The sequence below is a fragment of the Corynebacterium sp. CCUG 51687 genome (genome assembly GCF_024453995.1).
GTDB classification, from domain to species: Bacteria; Actinomycetota; Actinomycetes; order Mycobacteriales; family Mycobacteriaceae; genus Corynebacterium; species Corynebacterium pseudogenitalium.
On sequence record NZ_JAGPYT010000003.1, the window covers coordinates 174,846 to 189,278 of the forward strand.

The 14,433-nt window shown below is 61.8% G+C and carries 14 protein-coding genes and 2 tRNA genes; 10 read left to right on the forward strand and 6 right to left on the reverse strand.

The annotated features are described in order from the left end of the window. Positions 1–19: 19 nt before the first annotated feature. Both KBX13_RS04445 and KBX13_RS04450 read right to left on the reverse strand, forming a co-directional pair. Positions 20–604, reverse strand: coding sequence for a DUF2335 domain-containing protein (locus KBX13_RS04445; protein ID WP_256020915.1), 585 nt, complete (start codon positions 602–604; stop codon positions 20–22). A 164-nt stretch (positions 605–768) separates the two neighbouring features. After that, positions 769–841 (reverse strand) — tRNA-Asn (locus KBX13_RS04450). A gap of 115 nt (positions 842–956) precedes the next feature. Here KBX13_RS04450 and KBX13_RS04455 point away from each other — a divergent pair. The 6 genes from KBX13_RS04455 (at position 957) to KBX13_RS04480 (ending at position 6,030) form a co-directional block, all read left to right on the forward strand. After that, positions 957–1,598 carry a hypothetical protein gene (locus tag KBX13_RS04455; protein WP_256020917.1) on the forward strand — a complete coding sequence of 214 codons (642 nt, stop codon included), beginning with the start codon at positions 957–959 and terminating at the stop codon, positions 1,596–1,598. Positions 1,599–1,620: 22 nt separating this feature from the next. Next, entirely contained in the window at positions 1,621–2,259 is a 639-nt protein-coding gene (locus KBX13_RS04460; protein WP_256020918.1) for a DUF4230 domain-containing protein, read from the forward strand. A 13-nt stretch (positions 2,260–2,272) separates the two neighbouring features. Next, positions 2,273–3,070 (forward strand): serine hydrolase, encoded by a 798-nt coding sequence (locus KBX13_RS04465; RefSeq protein WP_256020920.1) that lies wholly within the window; start codon positions 2,273–2,275, stop codon positions 3,068–3,070. A gap of 10 nt (positions 3,071–3,080) precedes the next feature. Then, a complete protein-coding gene (locus tag KBX13_RS04470) occupies positions 3,081–4,538 on the forward strand; it encodes an MFS transporter (protein ID WP_070975102.1) in 1,458 nt (485 codons plus the stop codon). Further along, complete coding sequence (locus KBX13_RS04475) at positions 4,539–5,480, forward strand: nucleoside hydrolase (RefSeq protein WP_070975101.1); 942 nt, start codon at positions 4,539–4,541, stop codon at positions 5,478–5,480. A gap of 226 nt (positions 5,481–5,706) precedes the next feature. After that, on the forward strand, positions 5,707–6,030 hold the full coding sequence (locus KBX13_RS04480; RefSeq protein ID WP_071573470.1) for a hypothetical protein: 324 nt from the start codon (positions 5,707–5,709) through the stop codon (positions 6,028–6,030). 2 nt (positions 6,031–6,032) lie between these two features. On the opposite strand, the gene KBX13_RS04485 is transcribed toward KBX13_RS04480, so the two are convergent. After that, entirely contained in the window at positions 6,033–6,827 is a 795-nt protein-coding gene (locus KBX13_RS04485) for an HAD-IIA family hydrolase (RefSeq protein WP_255365820.1), read from the reverse strand. A gap of 1 nt (position 6,828) precedes the next feature. Continuing rightward, positions 6,829–7,152 carry an acyl carrier protein gene (locus tag KBX13_RS04490; RefSeq protein ID WP_071568086.1) on the reverse strand — a complete coding sequence of 108 codons (324 nt, stop codon included), beginning with the start codon at positions 7,150–7,152 and terminating at the stop codon, positions 6,829–6,831. A 22-nt stretch (positions 7,153–7,174) separates the two neighbouring features. On the opposite strand from KBX13_RS04490, the gene KBX13_RS04495 reads away from it, so the two are divergent. Both KBX13_RS04495 and KBX13_RS04500 read left to right on the forward strand, forming a co-directional pair. After that, a complete protein-coding gene (locus KBX13_RS04495) occupies positions 7,175–8,176 on the forward strand; it encodes an alpha/beta fold hydrolase (protein ID WP_256020923.1) in 1,002 nt (333 codons plus the stop codon). A gap of 3 nt (positions 8,177–8,179) precedes the next feature. After that, positions 8,180–9,088: a Rib/alpha-like domain-containing protein gene (locus KBX13_RS04500; RefSeq protein WP_256020926.1), complete on the forward strand. Its 909-nt coding sequence runs from the start codon at positions 8,180–8,182 to the stop codon at positions 9,086–9,088. Positions 9,089–9,091: 3 nt separating this feature from the next. Here KBX13_RS04500 and aceE read toward each other — a convergent pair whose 3' ends face one another. Then, positions 9,092–11,818: a pyruvate dehydrogenase (acetyl-transferring), homodimeric type gene (gene aceE, locus KBX13_RS04505; protein ID WP_256020927.1), complete on the reverse strand. Its 2,727-nt coding sequence runs from the start codon at positions 11,816–11,818 to the stop codon at positions 9,092–9,094. 204 nt (positions 11,819–12,022) lie between these two features. On the opposite strand from aceE, the gene KBX13_RS04510 reads away from it, so the two are divergent. Then, entirely contained in the window at positions 12,023–12,451 is a 429-nt protein-coding gene (locus KBX13_RS04510; protein ID WP_070362150.1) for a DUF3052 domain-containing protein, read from the forward strand. A gap of 67 nt (positions 12,452–12,518) precedes the next feature. Beyond that, positions 12,519–12,594, forward strand: a tRNA-Val gene (locus tag KBX13_RS04515). Between the two features lie 647 nt (positions 12,595–13,241). Here the strand turns inward: KBX13_RS04515 and KBX13_RS04520 are convergent. Continuing rightward, the gene (locus KBX13_RS04520) at positions 13,242–14,351 is read right to left on the reverse strand and encodes a site-specific integrase (protein WP_256020930.1); all 1,110 of its coding nucleotides are present in this window, start codon (positions 14,349–14,351) and stop codon (positions 13,242–13,244) included. Positions 14,352–14,433: the final 82 nt, after the last annotated feature.

Sequence of the window (14,433 nt, forward strand, 5' to 3'; positions counted from 1 at the left end):
GATACCGGGCCAAGCCTGCCTAGTCGATTTTGTCGTCTTCGACGTGGCGTACAGTTCTGACGAACTTGCTCATGAACTGCATGAGGGGTGGTGCTAGGAAAAGGCCCGCAAGGAATTCGGAATGACCAATAAAATGAACTGCGAGCGACGCAGCGATACAAGAGGAAAACATGAAAAAGCTCAGCAGTTGTCCTCGTTTCAGCGACTCGACGTCTCCCTTCGCCAGCCACTCCTTTTCGTTGTTGGATGCCTGCACGCTTTGCTCGGCCATACGCATTGCACGATCGGCAAAAGTGGGATCAATCCGGTTGTATGCTTCTAAGGTTTCCGGTGATGGAGCAGGCGCACTCCATAGGTAGGCGCTGAGCCTTTGAGATACGGCCTCAACAATCTCAGCGTCAACTATTTCGTTGTCGCCAACTTCTGAATACTGTTCTCCATTGCGTTGAACGTCGTTTTCCACCCGTTGTAAATTGTCACCCGCGGATCGTTGGCTTTGATTCGTCTTGCGTTGCGGAGTGGCCGGGGATTGGTCTCCATCAGATCGACCCCCCGACGATGGGCTCGATTCATGGCTGCGGTCGTTTTGGAGCTCATCGTCCATGCACCTCTTCCTTCCTAAGCTGTTTTCATTCCGTGTTGTTGTGGTGACACATGTTGAAAGTAATTCAACCATAAAACGGAGTGTTTCCCTATAAAAATGTCACTTAAGTAATAATGGTAGCCGGAAACGCGAAAACCCGAGACGAACGCCTCGGGTTGTAGTTGCTCCTCCAACTGGGCTCGAACCAGTGACCCTTCGATTAACAGTCGAATGCTCTGCCAACTGAGCTATGGAGGAATACGTGCTTGAAAGCAACGAGCAATACTTTAACCCGGATGTTGGATTTTGAAAAATCGCCAGTTCAAGGCATGTTTCGTGGACATGAACAGTGGGCGGTTGTAGGGTAGTCGCTATGAAACACTCACTGCTTGCACTCACTGTAGCTTCGGCTGTGTCCGTGACGGCCGTCCAGGCGCCTGTCGCGTGGTCGGAGGAGAACTCGGCGGGGGAGAATACGCAAGGGGCGCAGCAGACGACAACGAAGGACGGTAGCTCCGGCAGCTCCGACGGCGAGGAACTGAGCCCGGCTGCAATTGCGGGGATCACGCTTGGTGTCCTGGCCGCTGTTGGTGCGGGCGCTGCGTTCGCGGTGTCGCAGGGGTTGATCCCGAACGTGGACCCGAAGGTGGTTGCTGGGCTGACGGGGTTGTCGTCGACGGTGCCGGGGTTGGCGGCGTTGGGCTTCGGAGGGGCGTCGATAAATAAGTGCTCTCCGCAGGCCTTTGATGCGGCGATGCCGGGCTGGCCAGGCGTGACCGGGACGACTGTGCTGTACTGCGAGGGTCAGTGGGCCGTGGCGGGGCAGAAGCAGTCGGATTGGATTGTGCCGTTTGAGCGCAAGGGGGATCGCTGGGTGGCGCTGCTGCCGGATGGGACGTCGAAGCGCGGGCTGAACTCCGCGTGCTACAACGGTGACGCGCTGCGAGGCCGCGGTGCGCCACAGCAGTTTGTTGACAAGATCCGGGTCTGTGCCCCCGATGAGATCGGGCGGTAACGTGCCGCTGTAGTCTTGCAGCGTGGAAAAAAGAGGATTTCGAGTAGGCGCGCTGGTGCTTACTGCGCTGGTGATTGCGTTGGTCACCGCGTTTGCGGTGTTGAAGTTTGTGGTCCCGAACGGCCTGCAGGTCGGTCGGGAGGAGATCAGTGAGGCGTCGATAGGGGCGTCGTTTAGGCAGGTAGGGGAGCTCTCTGTTGAGGAGTATGCGTACTCGAACGTGGGCAGCTACGACAACAAGGGCCTTGAGCTCGCGGGTGTGAAAGTGCCGCTGACCGGGCGCAACTTCTTGCTGAGCTACAGCGGGACCGTCAAGGCGGGCATCGCGGACGTCGAGGCGATCGGCGTCAACATTGACGACGCCGCCCAGACCATCACGGTGCGAGTCCCGGAGGTGAGCGTGACCTCCTCGGAGATCGACGATACGAGCGTGCAGGTGTACAAGCAGTCGATGAACCCGCTCAACCAGGTCAAGGTGGAGGACGTCACCGGCTTCCTCGCCGAGGAGAAGACGCGTGCGGCGGACCGCGCGGTCAAGGAGGGGCTGCTGGATCGTGCGCACACGCGCGTGGAGGAACTCATGACATCGCACGCGGAGGCGCTCAAGCAGGGCACCGCGATGCAGGACTACGACGTGCGCGTCGAGTGGGTGCGCAAGTAGCTATCATGTGGGCATGATTTTAGAAGAGCACCTTGCGTCCTGGCCGGTGAAGCACTGCGCGGCGGCGCTCGTCGGTACGCATGGGGAAACCTACGGGGACCAGCACCGTGTGTTTGAGCTGGCGAGCGTGACCAAGCTGCTGGCCGCGTACGGGGTGCTGCTGGCGGTGGAGGAAGGCGCCTTCGACCTGGACACTGCGTGCGGGCCGGATGGATCCACGGTGCGTCACCTGCTGTCGCACGCGAGCGGTGTTGGTTTTGATAGCAGGCGCCTACAAAAGCCGGTCGGGGAGCGGCGGATTTACTCCTCGGCGGGCTACGAAATTCTTGCGGACTTCGTGGAGGAAACCACCGGCATCGCATTTCCGGAGTACCTGCGCGAGGGGGTCTTTGCGCCGCTCGGGATGGAGACGGCGGTGCTGGAAGGCTCCGCGGGCCACGGGGCGCGCGCGAGCGTCGCAGACTTGAGCAAGTTCGCCGCGGAACTGCTGCAGCCCACGCTGCTGCACCCGGACACCGTCGCGGGGGCGTTCCGCAACCAGTTCGGGGATTTGCGTGGGGTAGTGCCCGGCTACGGGATGCAAAAGCCATGCCCGTGGGGCCTCGGATTTGAGATTAAGGGGGAGAAGTCCCCCCATTGGACGGGGGACACCATGCCGGCCGACACGGTGGGGCATTTCGGTATGGCGGGGACCTATCTGTGGGTTGCGCAGGGCCAAGCCATGGTCGCGCTCACTGACGAGCAGTTCGGCGAGTGGGCGAAGCCCTTGTGGCAGGAAACGAACACTGCCATCTGGAACGCCCTGCTTTAGACTCGGGGGCATGCACGATACACACACGCCACCCCCGGAAGCAGGCCACCGCCTGCCGCCTGGCCAGGTTTGGCCCCTCATGCTTGCCCTGTTAACCGCCGTCTTCGCGTTCCAGCTGAACGCGTCCATGCTGGCGCCCGCGCTGGCGACGATGGAGCGCGAACTCGACGCCACCACTTCCCAGATCGGGTTGACGCAGACCGCGTTCTTTACCGCTGCGGCCCTGTTTTCCCTGTTTATGCCGCGGTGGGGAGATTTAATTGGGCGTCGAAAAGTGCTGGTGGGCATGATGGTGGTCACCGCGATTGGCTCGGTGGTTGCGGCGCTGGCGGCGAATGTCACCATGCTGTTCATCGGGCGCGTCATTCAGGGCGTGTCGGGGCCGACGGTCGCGCTGACGTCCGTGATGCTGCGCCAGGAGGTGCGCGAAGAGAAACAGTTCGCGCTGCTGATTGGCATCTTGACCTCGATTAACGGTGGTATCGCGGGTATCGATGCCATCATGGGCGGCTGGCTCACAGCCGCCTTCGGCTTCCGTTCCCTGTTCTGGGTCATCGGCGCCTTCGCGGTCGTGGCGGTGTTCGCCGTGCACTTTGGTGTGCGTGAGACGAAGTCCGACGCCGGCTACGCCATGGACTGGAAGGGTGTGGTCCCGCTGGTCGTGGCTGTCGGCGCGATCCTGACCGCGCTGAACGAGGCCGGTGCGTTGGCAGCCGCGAACTGGTTCATGGTCATTGTCCTACTCGCGGTCGGCGCGGTGGCGCTGGTGGTGTTCTGGCGCATCGAGTCCTCCACGGAGCACCCGCTCGTCGCCCCGCACCTGCTCAAGGAGCGGCGCACGTGGGCACTCTTGACGACGACCACCCTGACCATGACCGGCATTTTCGCCGTGATGAACGGCCTGGTCCCGAACCTTGCCCAGGACGAAACGTTCGGGCCGGGGATGTCGGCGGGCGTGGTGTCCTGGTGGACGCTGACCCCGTACGCGCTGGCCGGCCTGGTGTTTGGCCCGATCGCCGGGTTCTGTGCCGGGCGGGTGGGCTACAAGCTCATGCTGCAGATCGGTATCGCCGGTGCGTTCCTGTCGGTGGTCTTCGGCACGTTCGTGGTGTCCAACCCGACGAAGGGCCTGCTGTTGGCGCTGTCGGTTGCCGCTGGTGTGACCTACGCGGGTATCGCGAACATCATGCTCGGGTCGCTGCACGTGGTGCTGGCGCCGAAGACGAACCAGGGCTACCTGCCTGGCCTGAACGCGGGCGCGTTCAACCTGGGCGCCGGTATCTCCTTCACCGTGATCTTCGCGGTGGTGGCCACGTTCGCCGACCAGAACGGCGGCTACCGCGCCGGCATGATCGCGGGCGCAGTCCTGCTCATCGGCGCGTTCTGCACGTCGTTCCTCATCCCGCGCCCCGAATCGCTTCCGGACACGATCGCCGCAGAAGACGCGGCACGAAAGAAGGTGCAGTAAATGACAACCAAGATCATCCTCGACTGCGACCCAGGCCACGACGACGCCGTGGCCATCCTGCTCGCAGCCGGAAACCCAAACATTGAACTCCTAGGCGTGACCACCGTCGGTGGCAACCACACGCTGGAGAAGGTCACGCGTAACGCGGCGCAGGTGCTGACCGTCGCAAAGCTCACGGACGTTCCGCTGTACGCGGGTGCGACCCGGCCGATCCTGCGCGAGGTGGAAACCGCCGAGGGCATCCATGGCGACACCGGCATGGAAATCCACGGCTTCGAGCTTCCCGAGCCGGCGCTGTCGGTGCAGGAGAAGCACGGTGTGCAGTTCATCATCGACACGATCATGAGCGAGCCCGCCGGGACCGTCACCCTGGTACCAACCGGCCCGTTGACTAACATCGCGCTTGCAGCCCGGCTCGAGCCGCGCATCGTCGAGCGCGTCAAAGAAGTCGTGCTGATGGGCGGAGCCTACGGCGCTGGGAACTGGACTGCGAGCGCAGAGTTCAACATCATCGTCGACCCGGAAGCCGCCCATATCGTCTTCAACGAGCAGTGGCCCGTCGTCATGGTCGGCCTGGACCTGACGCATCAGGCGCTGGCAACCAAAGAGGTCGAGGAGCAGTTCGCTGCGCTGGGCACGAATGTTGGCGACTTCGTCGTGGGGCTCTTCGGTGCGTTCCGGAAGAATTACCAGGACGCCCAGGGGTTCGACGACCCGCCAGTCCACGACCCGTGCTGCGTCGCCTACCTCATCGACCCAACTGTGGTGGAGACGGTCAAGGTACCGGTGGACGTCGAGACGCAGGGCCTGCTCACCACCGGCCGCACCGTGGCGGACTTCCGTAGCCCCGCGCCCGCCGACTGCCACACCTCCGTGGCCACGAAGCTCGACGCCGAGCGGTTCTGGGCCATGGTGCTCGACGCCGTCAGGGCGCTGGGGTAGCAGCCAGGTAGCTCCTGACCCTCAAGTAGAGCTTCAGTAAACAGGGGGATCAACCAGTTGTTGAGGGTTGCCCGGTGTGGCTCGTGTCATGCAAAGTGATGCGAGAGGCCGTTGGGGAAGACGAACCTCGTCTCGCACGAAGATGTGCTCGCCTAGTCAGCGGGCGCGGAACCGACTAGTCACCGGGCGCGTGCGCCGCACTGTCACACACAGAAGGGTCCCCACAATGACAACAACACTCGTTGCTCCGCGTACGTGGCGCTCTGTCTGCGCCGCGCCGACGACCTCCGTCATGAGCATCCAGGACATGCCCGCCGCAGCGCGCATGCACGTCGAGGAACTCCTGCTCCTGCTCCCGGACGCGCCCGTCAACCCCGAAGCGCTCTGGGACGACGCCTGGTTCACCCGCTGGCGCCGGGACAGTACTGGCACCTACCAGTGCCGCGAAACCTTCCGCGCGACCCCGGACGTCACGCGCAGCTTCGCGGACGCGCTCGCGGCGCTAGCCGCCGAATACGGCTTCAGCGCCAGCGTCGAAGCGGCAGGATAGGGCTAGCTGTACGCGCCGTCGCCGAAAGGATCGGTGATGACGTCCACAAGCTGGGCAACGGAATCGATCACCTTCGTTGGCCGGTACGGGTAGCGGGCGATCTCGGCGTCATCCGAAATTCCCGTGCGCACCAGCAGTGTGCGCATGCCGGCCTCCAGGCCGGACTTCACGTCCGTATCCATCCGGTCACCAATCATGACCGTGTGCTCCGAGTGCGCGCCGATATTGTTCAGCGCCGAGCGCATCATCACCGGATTCGGCTTGCCCACGTAGTACGGCTCCATCCCAGTCACCGACGTAATCATCGCAGCCACCGCGCCCGTCGCCGGGAGAATGCCGTTCGGGCCGGGGCCCGTCAGATCTGGGTTAGTACCGATGAACCGCGCACCCTTCAAAATCAGGTTGCAGGCCGTCGTGATCGCCTCAAACGAATAGGTGCGCGTCTCACCCAGCACCACAAAGTCCGGATCCTGGTCCGTCAGGATCCACCCGGCCTCGTGCAGTGCCGTGGTCATCCCGGCCTCGCCAATCACGTATGCCGAGCCCTCGCCGACCTGCTGCGACAGGAAGGTTGCCGTGGCAGTCGCGGACGTCCAAATCCGCTCCGGCTCAATCTGCAAGCCCATCCGGACCAGCTTCGCCGAGAGGTCCCGCGGGGTTTGCATCGAGTTGTTCGTCAGCACCATAAACGGAATCGATTCGTCATGCAGGCGCTGAATGAAGGCGTCCGCGCCAGGAATCATCTGCCCTTCCTTGTGCAGCACACCGTCCATGTCGGTGAGATAGGAAATAGTCACGCTACGCTCCTTTGTAGTCCTCGTGCCCTTCAATGTAGGCGCACAGCTCACCCAGCGTCGAGTGCTGCCGGTAGGTCTCCTCATCAATCGGCACGCCCAGCTCTTGCTCGATGCGCACCGCAAGCTCAATACGATCTAACGACGCCACCCCGGCGCCATCCAGCGTGGTCTCCCGATCCAGCGCTTCAGTGTCCTCGCCGGTCACGCGCTCAATGAGGCGCGTGAGCTGAGCGAACGCGGAGGCATCCTCGGTGTTCGCGGTCGGGTCGGAGGGGGCGTCGTCAAGCTTGAGGGCGCTTAAATCTAAGCGTTGTGAGAGTTCCATACCCACATAATAAGGTGGAAGCATGCTGCAAACAGTTGCCTACCTCCGATCGCTGACGCCGAAAGCGCGCCGACAGCTCGTGGAAACCCGCGAACTGCTGCACACCGGCGACGGCGAATACGGGCTCAAGCCCGACCGTGAGGGCGTCCTTGAAGTCGACGCCGGGGGAGAGCGCGTCAACATCCACTGGTACGAACTCGGCCCCGAGGACCCGGATGCCGTCACCGTCGTCTACGTCCACGGCTTCAACATTGCCGCCGAGGAATTCTTCCTGCAAACCGAAGCGGTTGCAGGCCACGGGGTGCGCCAACTGTTGCTTGACCTGCGCGGGCACGGGCAGACCGGCAAAGTCGACCCCGAGCTTTTAACTATCGACGCCGCCGCCGACGACGTCGCTGCCGTCATGCGTGAGCGCAACGTGCGCGGCCCCGCCATCGTGGTCGGGCACTCACTCGGCGGCCCGATTTCTCTGTCGATGATGCGGCGCTACCACCACGAGTTCAACCTTGCCGGCTCAGTGCAGATCTCCAGCGCGGTCGAACCATTCACCGTCCAGGGCCTGCCGCAGATCCTGGCCGGGCCGATCGGGCGTTTCATCGAAGGCGTCGTCGCCGTGACCCCGCACTTCGCGGAAGGCGTGCGCCAAGTCGTCACTGACATGCTCACCCCGGTCCTCGCGCTCGGGTTCTACTTCCGGCCTATGAGCTACCAGCTGGTGCAGTTCCACGCCGCCATGATCCGCGAAACCCCGCTGGAAACCTACGCAGGCTACTTCGAGGACCTGCTGCACCACTCGGAACTCGACGCCGGCGAGGTGCTTGGCACCATCCCCGGCTACATCCTCGTCGGCGACCACGACGCCGTCACCCCGGTGTCCCAGAGCGCGAAACTCCACGAGATCTGGCCGCGCGCATACATGCAGGTGCTGCCTGAAAGCGGCCACATGCCGCCTCTCGATGCCCCCGGCGCCGTCAGCACCGCCATCAACCGACTCATCCAACGCATTACCGAAGACGTGAAGTAACCCATGAATTACAAACTGCTCGCCGTCGGCGTTGCTACCACCAGCGCCATCGCCTGCGCCCCGCACGCGGTGGCTGCTGATGTGAAGGACGCTGACCGCTACCAGCCGAGCTTCCACACCGAGCCCCGTTACGTACCGCTGGTCCCAGGACAGCTCTACACAGAGAGCACACGTTTCACCCCGACCGGGGCGCCGGAGGGGACAACGTTCTGGGTCGCCGGCGGGGGAGAAACGCAAGGGGTGCCCATCGTTGCCACGATCGAAAACGACACGACCCTTGTCGTGCGCCTCCAGTTCTTCAACTGCGACCAAGTCGAAGCCGGGCAGCTCTACGCACCGAGTTGTACCACCGTCCAACGCGGCGAAAACACCCGCAAACTCGACATCGGTGTGAAATACCCAGACGGGACCACGGAGTACATCAGCGTGCCGGTCTCGCTCGTTGCCGACCAGCGCCTGATCTACGAACCCGTCTACAAACCAGTCGAGGTCGCCCACGGCACATCGTTCACAGCGACGCCGTTCAACCTTCGCGATCGCGTCGAGCTCCCAACCGACGCGAAGTTCGAGCTCATCGATCCACCAGCCGGGTGGGACCTCTCCATCGACCCCGTCACCGGCACCGTCAGCGGCACCGCCACCGACGCCGCCCGCACCCCCTCGACCGTCGAGGTCCGCGCCACATTCGAAGACGGCACCGCCCGCACCGCTGACCTCCGGCTCAACCACGACGGCCCCAACCTACCAGCACCGGCGCAACCACAAACACCCCCAGCGGACTCGAACGGCTCCTCGGGTTCGAGGGCGCTCGTCATCACGCTAGGGGTGCTCTCTACGCTCGCGGTGGTCGGGGCGCTGTTCGCAGCGTTGGCGCCGAACATTCCGGCGCTCGCCCCGTACCTGCCGCGCTAGCCCTTAGGCTTCGGTTGGGTCGTCGATCTTCAGGTCCTTCGCGGCCTGCGCGGCAACATCTATCTCGATCTTGCCCTCGTTCGCCAGGCCCATCAGCGCCGCAACCACCATCGACTCGGCGTCAATGTTGAAGTAGCGGCGTGCCGACTCACGCGTATCCGAGAAACCGAACCCATCCGCGCCAAGCACCAAGTACTGGCCCGGCACGTACGGGCGGATCTGCTCCTGCAGGTCCGTGGCGAAGTCGGACGTCGCAACGTACGGGCCCTCCGTCTGCTTCAGCTGACGGGTCACGAACGCCTCGCCGACGTCCTCACCCGGGTGCAGCAGCTGCTCGTTGGCAACACGCGCACCGTCGCGCGCACACTCCACCCAGGACGTCACCGAGTACACCGAGGCGCCCACGTTGTAGTCCTCCTGCAGGATCTTCTGCGCGCGAAGCGCCTGCTGCATACCAATGCCGGAAGCAAGCAGCGACACGTTGTGCTCGTGCTTCTCGCCTTCGTCGAACAGGTAGATGCCCTTGTGCAGGCCCTCAACGTCGAGGTTCTCCGGGCGCGCCGGCTGGTGCGTCGGCTCGTTGTAGACGGTGATGTAGTACATCACGTCCTCGCCGTGGCCGTCGCCGTACATGCGCTCGATGCCCTTGGAAATCAGGTACGGCATCTCGTACGCAAAGGCAGGATCGTAGGTGACCACCGCCGGATTTGTCGACGCCAAAATCGGCGAATGACCATCCATATGCTGCAAGCCCTCACCAAACAGGGTGGTGCGGCCAGCAGTCGCGCCGATGATGAAACCGCGCGCCATCTGGTCGCCAGCGGCCCAGAAGTTGTCGCCCGTGCGCTGGAAACCGAACATCGAGTAGAAGATGTACATCGGGATCATCGGCTCGCCGTGCGTCGCATAGGACGTACCGGCCGCGATGAAGGACGCCGAGGAACCGTCCTCGTTGATGCCCTCGTGCAGGAGCTGGCCGTCCGTCGCCTCACGGTAAGACAGCTGCAAGTCGTGGTCCACCGGGACGTAGTTCTGGCCCTGCGGGTTGTAAATCTTCAGGGTAGGGAACCAGGAGTCCAGGCCGAACGTGCGCGCCTCATCCGGAATGATCGGCACCACTCGCTTCCCGATCTCCTTATCACGCATCAACGCCTTAAACGTACGCACCAGCGCCATCGTCGTGGCAACTTCCTGCTTACCCGAGTCCTTGAACATAGCCTTGTAGGCCTTCTCGAAGTCCTGCTGCTGCTCCAGCGGCGTGAACTTCACACGACGCTCCGGCAGGTACCCGCCGAGCTCCTCGCGGCGCTCCTTCAAATACTTGATCTCCGGCGCGTCCTCGCCCGGGTGGTAGTACGGCGGCAGGTACGGATCCTTCTCCAGCTCCTCGTCGCTGATCGGCACGCCCTGCTTGTCGCGGAAGCGCTTCAGGTCCTCCAGCGTGAGGTTCTTCATCTGGTGCGTCGCGTTACGACCCTCAAAGTTGTGGCCCAGGCCGTAACCCTTAATCGTGTGCGCCAAAATGACCGTCGGCTTGCCCTTGGTCTCCAGCGCACGCTTGTACGCCGCATAGATCTTGCGGTAGTCGTGGCCGCCGCGGCGCAGCGCCCAGATCTCCTCATCCGACATGTCCTCGACCAGCTTCAGCGTCCGCTCGTCGCGGCCGAAGAAGTGCTCGCGCACAAACGCGCCATCATTGGCCTTAAACGTCTGGTAATCACCATCCGGAGTGGTATTCATGACGTGGACCAGCGCACCGTCCTTGTCCTTCTCCAGCAGCTCATCCCACTCGCGGCCCCACACAACCTTGATCACATTCCAGCCAGCGCCAATGAAGAAGGCCTCCAGCTCCTGGATGATCTGGCCGTTGCCGCGGACGGGGCCGTCGAGACGCTGCAAGTTGCAGTTGACCACGAAGGTCAAGTTATCCAGGCCGTACAGCGACGCCATGTGCAGTAGACCGCGCGACTCCGGCTCGTCCATCTCGCCGTCGCCGAGGAACGCCCACACGTGCTGCTGATCCGTGTCCTTAATACCGCGATCCTGCAAGTACTTGTTAAAGCGAGCCTGGTAAATGGCGTTCATTGGGCCCAAGCCCATCGACACCGTCGGGAACTCCCAGAAGTCCTTCATACCGTGTGGGTGCGGGTACGACGGCAGACCACCCTGCGGACGCGAATGCTCCTGACGGAAACCATCCAGATCATCCTCAGTCAGACGACCCTCCAGGAACGCACGCGCGTACATGCCCGGGGAAGCATGACCCTGGTAGAAAATCTGGTCGCCGCCCTGCTCAGCGTCCTTGCCGTGGAAGAAGTGATTAAAACCAACCTCATACAACGCCGCCGCCGACGCATACGAGGAAATATGGCCGCCAACCTTCACACCCGGACGCTGCGCGCGGTGCACCATGATCGCCGCGTTCCAACGCATCCAACGGCGGTAGCGCTTCTCAATCTGCTCATCACCAGGGAACTCCGGCTCCATCTTCGTCGGAATCGTATTCACGAAATCCGTCGACGACAACGCAGGCAAATCCACCCGCTTCGCCGACGCCCGCTCCAACAGGCGCAGCATCAAAAATCGAGCACGCTCCGGCGTGGACTGGTCCAGAATCCCATCAAACGAGTCAATCCATTCTTGGGTCTCTTCCGGGTCCGTATCATGCAGATACGAAGCGACACCCTCGCGGATCAACGGGATGTTGGAGTCATTATTGTGTTCAGCCAAGGAACGTCCTCCTAACGTTTCGGGCCTGCAACCAGCGAGGCACAGGCGGGAATGAAAACCTGCAAAACAGGATACGTGGTTTCAGCCAATTGCGTTGAACGTCACAAAACTCGAGGGCCCCCGGAGGCCGTCGCATATTTGTCCGGTAATGTGTAACCCGCAGATGTAAACTAAACGGCATATTTGCATACAACACTCATCTCATTGGGAGGAATAAGAACGTTGGGCGCCAACGGTGTCGATACATACGCTGACCGACTAGGGGTCAATCAAGGCGAAATCGTCCAAGAAATCGGTTGGGACGACGACGCCGACGCAACCATCTCCGAAGCGATCGAAGACCGCATCGGCGACCAACTCCTCGACGAAGACGCACAAGACCTCTGCGACATGATCCTGCTCTGGTACCGCGAAGACGACGGCGACCTTGTCGACGTCCTCGTCGACTGCTCCCGCAACCTCGACGACAACGCCCGCATCTGGCTCATGACCCCAGGCGCCTCCAAGCCCGGCGGCGTACAACCCGGCGTCATCTCCGAATCCGCCCAACTCGCCGGCCTGGTCCAAACCACCGCCGACCGCTTCGGCGAATGGCAAGGCTCCTGCCTCCGCTCCGCCGGTGTACCAAAATAGGCGTTTACCTGCCTGTTTGTTGTTAATTTTGCGATCGGTAGAAGCTTTGTTAAAGTCTCTACCCAGCGCGCCGTTAGCTCAGCTGGAAGAGCAACTGGTTTACACCCAGTAGGTCGGCGGTTCGAGCCCGTCATGGCGCACCAGGTCAAAGGCCCTTTCCGAGGAATCGGGGAGGGCCTTTTTCACGTCGCCACGACATTTCCACGACATTTTGAAAAAGTGTCGTCGAGTCGTCGTTCCGCCACGACATCCAGGCTTAAGGGACATTTTGTGTGTTTTTACGGCGTGTCGCGATAAGGGACATTTTGTGTGTGTTTAGCTGCGTCCAGCCCACCCTTTTCTCACGCCTAAGCTGGGGTTCCACTGATGATCAATGCCGGTATCGAATTCTTTCGGCCCGTCGACCTCTTCCCGTCGACCTACTCCGGTTTACCAACGCAGGTCAGCGCAAAATCGGCAAAATAGCCCCAAAATCATCCAAATCACCGCTGACCTGGGTTGGTCGACGCAATGAGGTCGACCGGAACCCCCGATACCTCTATGCGACCAGAACTGTGCACGTCAAGGGCTTTGCTCGTCCCCCTGGCTATATGCGACCGCCCAACGCACAGGCGGCTGGTTCTAGTCCCCCCTAGAGCACTCGATCTCGCTGGGGTCCCTGCGCTACCCGCAGACTTCATACCACACACCAGACGTCATTTGGTGTTGGTTTCTCGAAACGGGCGAATGGAACTGTTTTGAAAACCATATCTGGTTGTTGTCCGAGGTCATCCCAGGAAACCAGATAGATTTATACACACAAAATGTCCCTTAAGCCGACATCCAAGTCACCATCAAACAAATCAGCGTAAACGTTGAGTGTCATTGCTGCCGAAGCGTGGCCCAATTGTCGTTGTACGACCTTCACGCTCGCCCCGGAACCAACCATGAGCCCGGCGGCGACGTGGCGTAGCCCGTGTGGGGTGAGCTTCGACGGGAACGACGTGTCCTTGCCTTGGCAGCGTTTCACTGCGTGCGCGAAGAATGATGTGTGGCCCAGGGGTCGCAGTGGCCCGCCGTTGGTTGCGGTCCACAGCAGGGCGTCTTTCGTTTTGCCGCGCGTGCGCTTCTCAAGCAGACCGGCAACCCACTCGGTGATCGCTACGGTGCGTTGCTCGCCGGTTTTTGGGGTGCCGTAGATAGGGCCGGCCGTGGTGTGGCGGGCGTTGCGTTCGACGCGTATGCGGCGGCGTAGGAAGTCGATGTCGCCGACGCGCAGGGCGGTGGCTTCGCCGTAGCGTAGCCCGGAGGTGCCGAGTAGGGCTATGAGGTCACCCATGTCGCCGCATTCACGCACAAGGGCTTGTAGCTGGCCTGGGGTGAGGTACACCTTTATGCCGGGGCTCTTTTTGGGGAGTTTCACCCCACGCGCCGGGTTTGATGGGATCATGCGGTCTTGTACTGCCAGGTCCAGTATTTGGGCGAGGACCATGTGGCAGTTGCGTACGGTGGTTGGGGATGCTGGTTCGTTGGTTGGTTCGGGGTGTTTGCCGGAGGTGTGTTTTTTGATGGTGCCGAGCCATACCTGTATCTCGGATTGGCGGATGGTTTTGATTTGGCGGTCGCCCCACATGGGTTCGACGTGGATGCGCCATGTTGATTCGTTGATGCTTTTGGTGGCGGGTTTGAGGTGCGCCCAGGATTGTTTCCATGTGTTGGCAAGGTCGTTGATGGTGGTGGTGCCGAGTTCGGGGGCGATCCAGTCACCGTCTCCCATGGCGGTGGTGTTTTTCGCGGCCCAGGCTTGGGCGTCTGATTTTCTTGCGAAGCCTTGTTTGGTGCGGCCTTTTCCGGTGGGGTCTCGGTATTGGACGCGCCATTTGCGGCCTGTCGTTGTTTTGTATGGGGTGATGCTTGCCATAATGGGTGTGTCCTTCCTTTGTTGGGTTGGATTGGTGGCCCCCTGGCACTTCTGGTTTTTCTGCATGGCCACATTGGGAAAA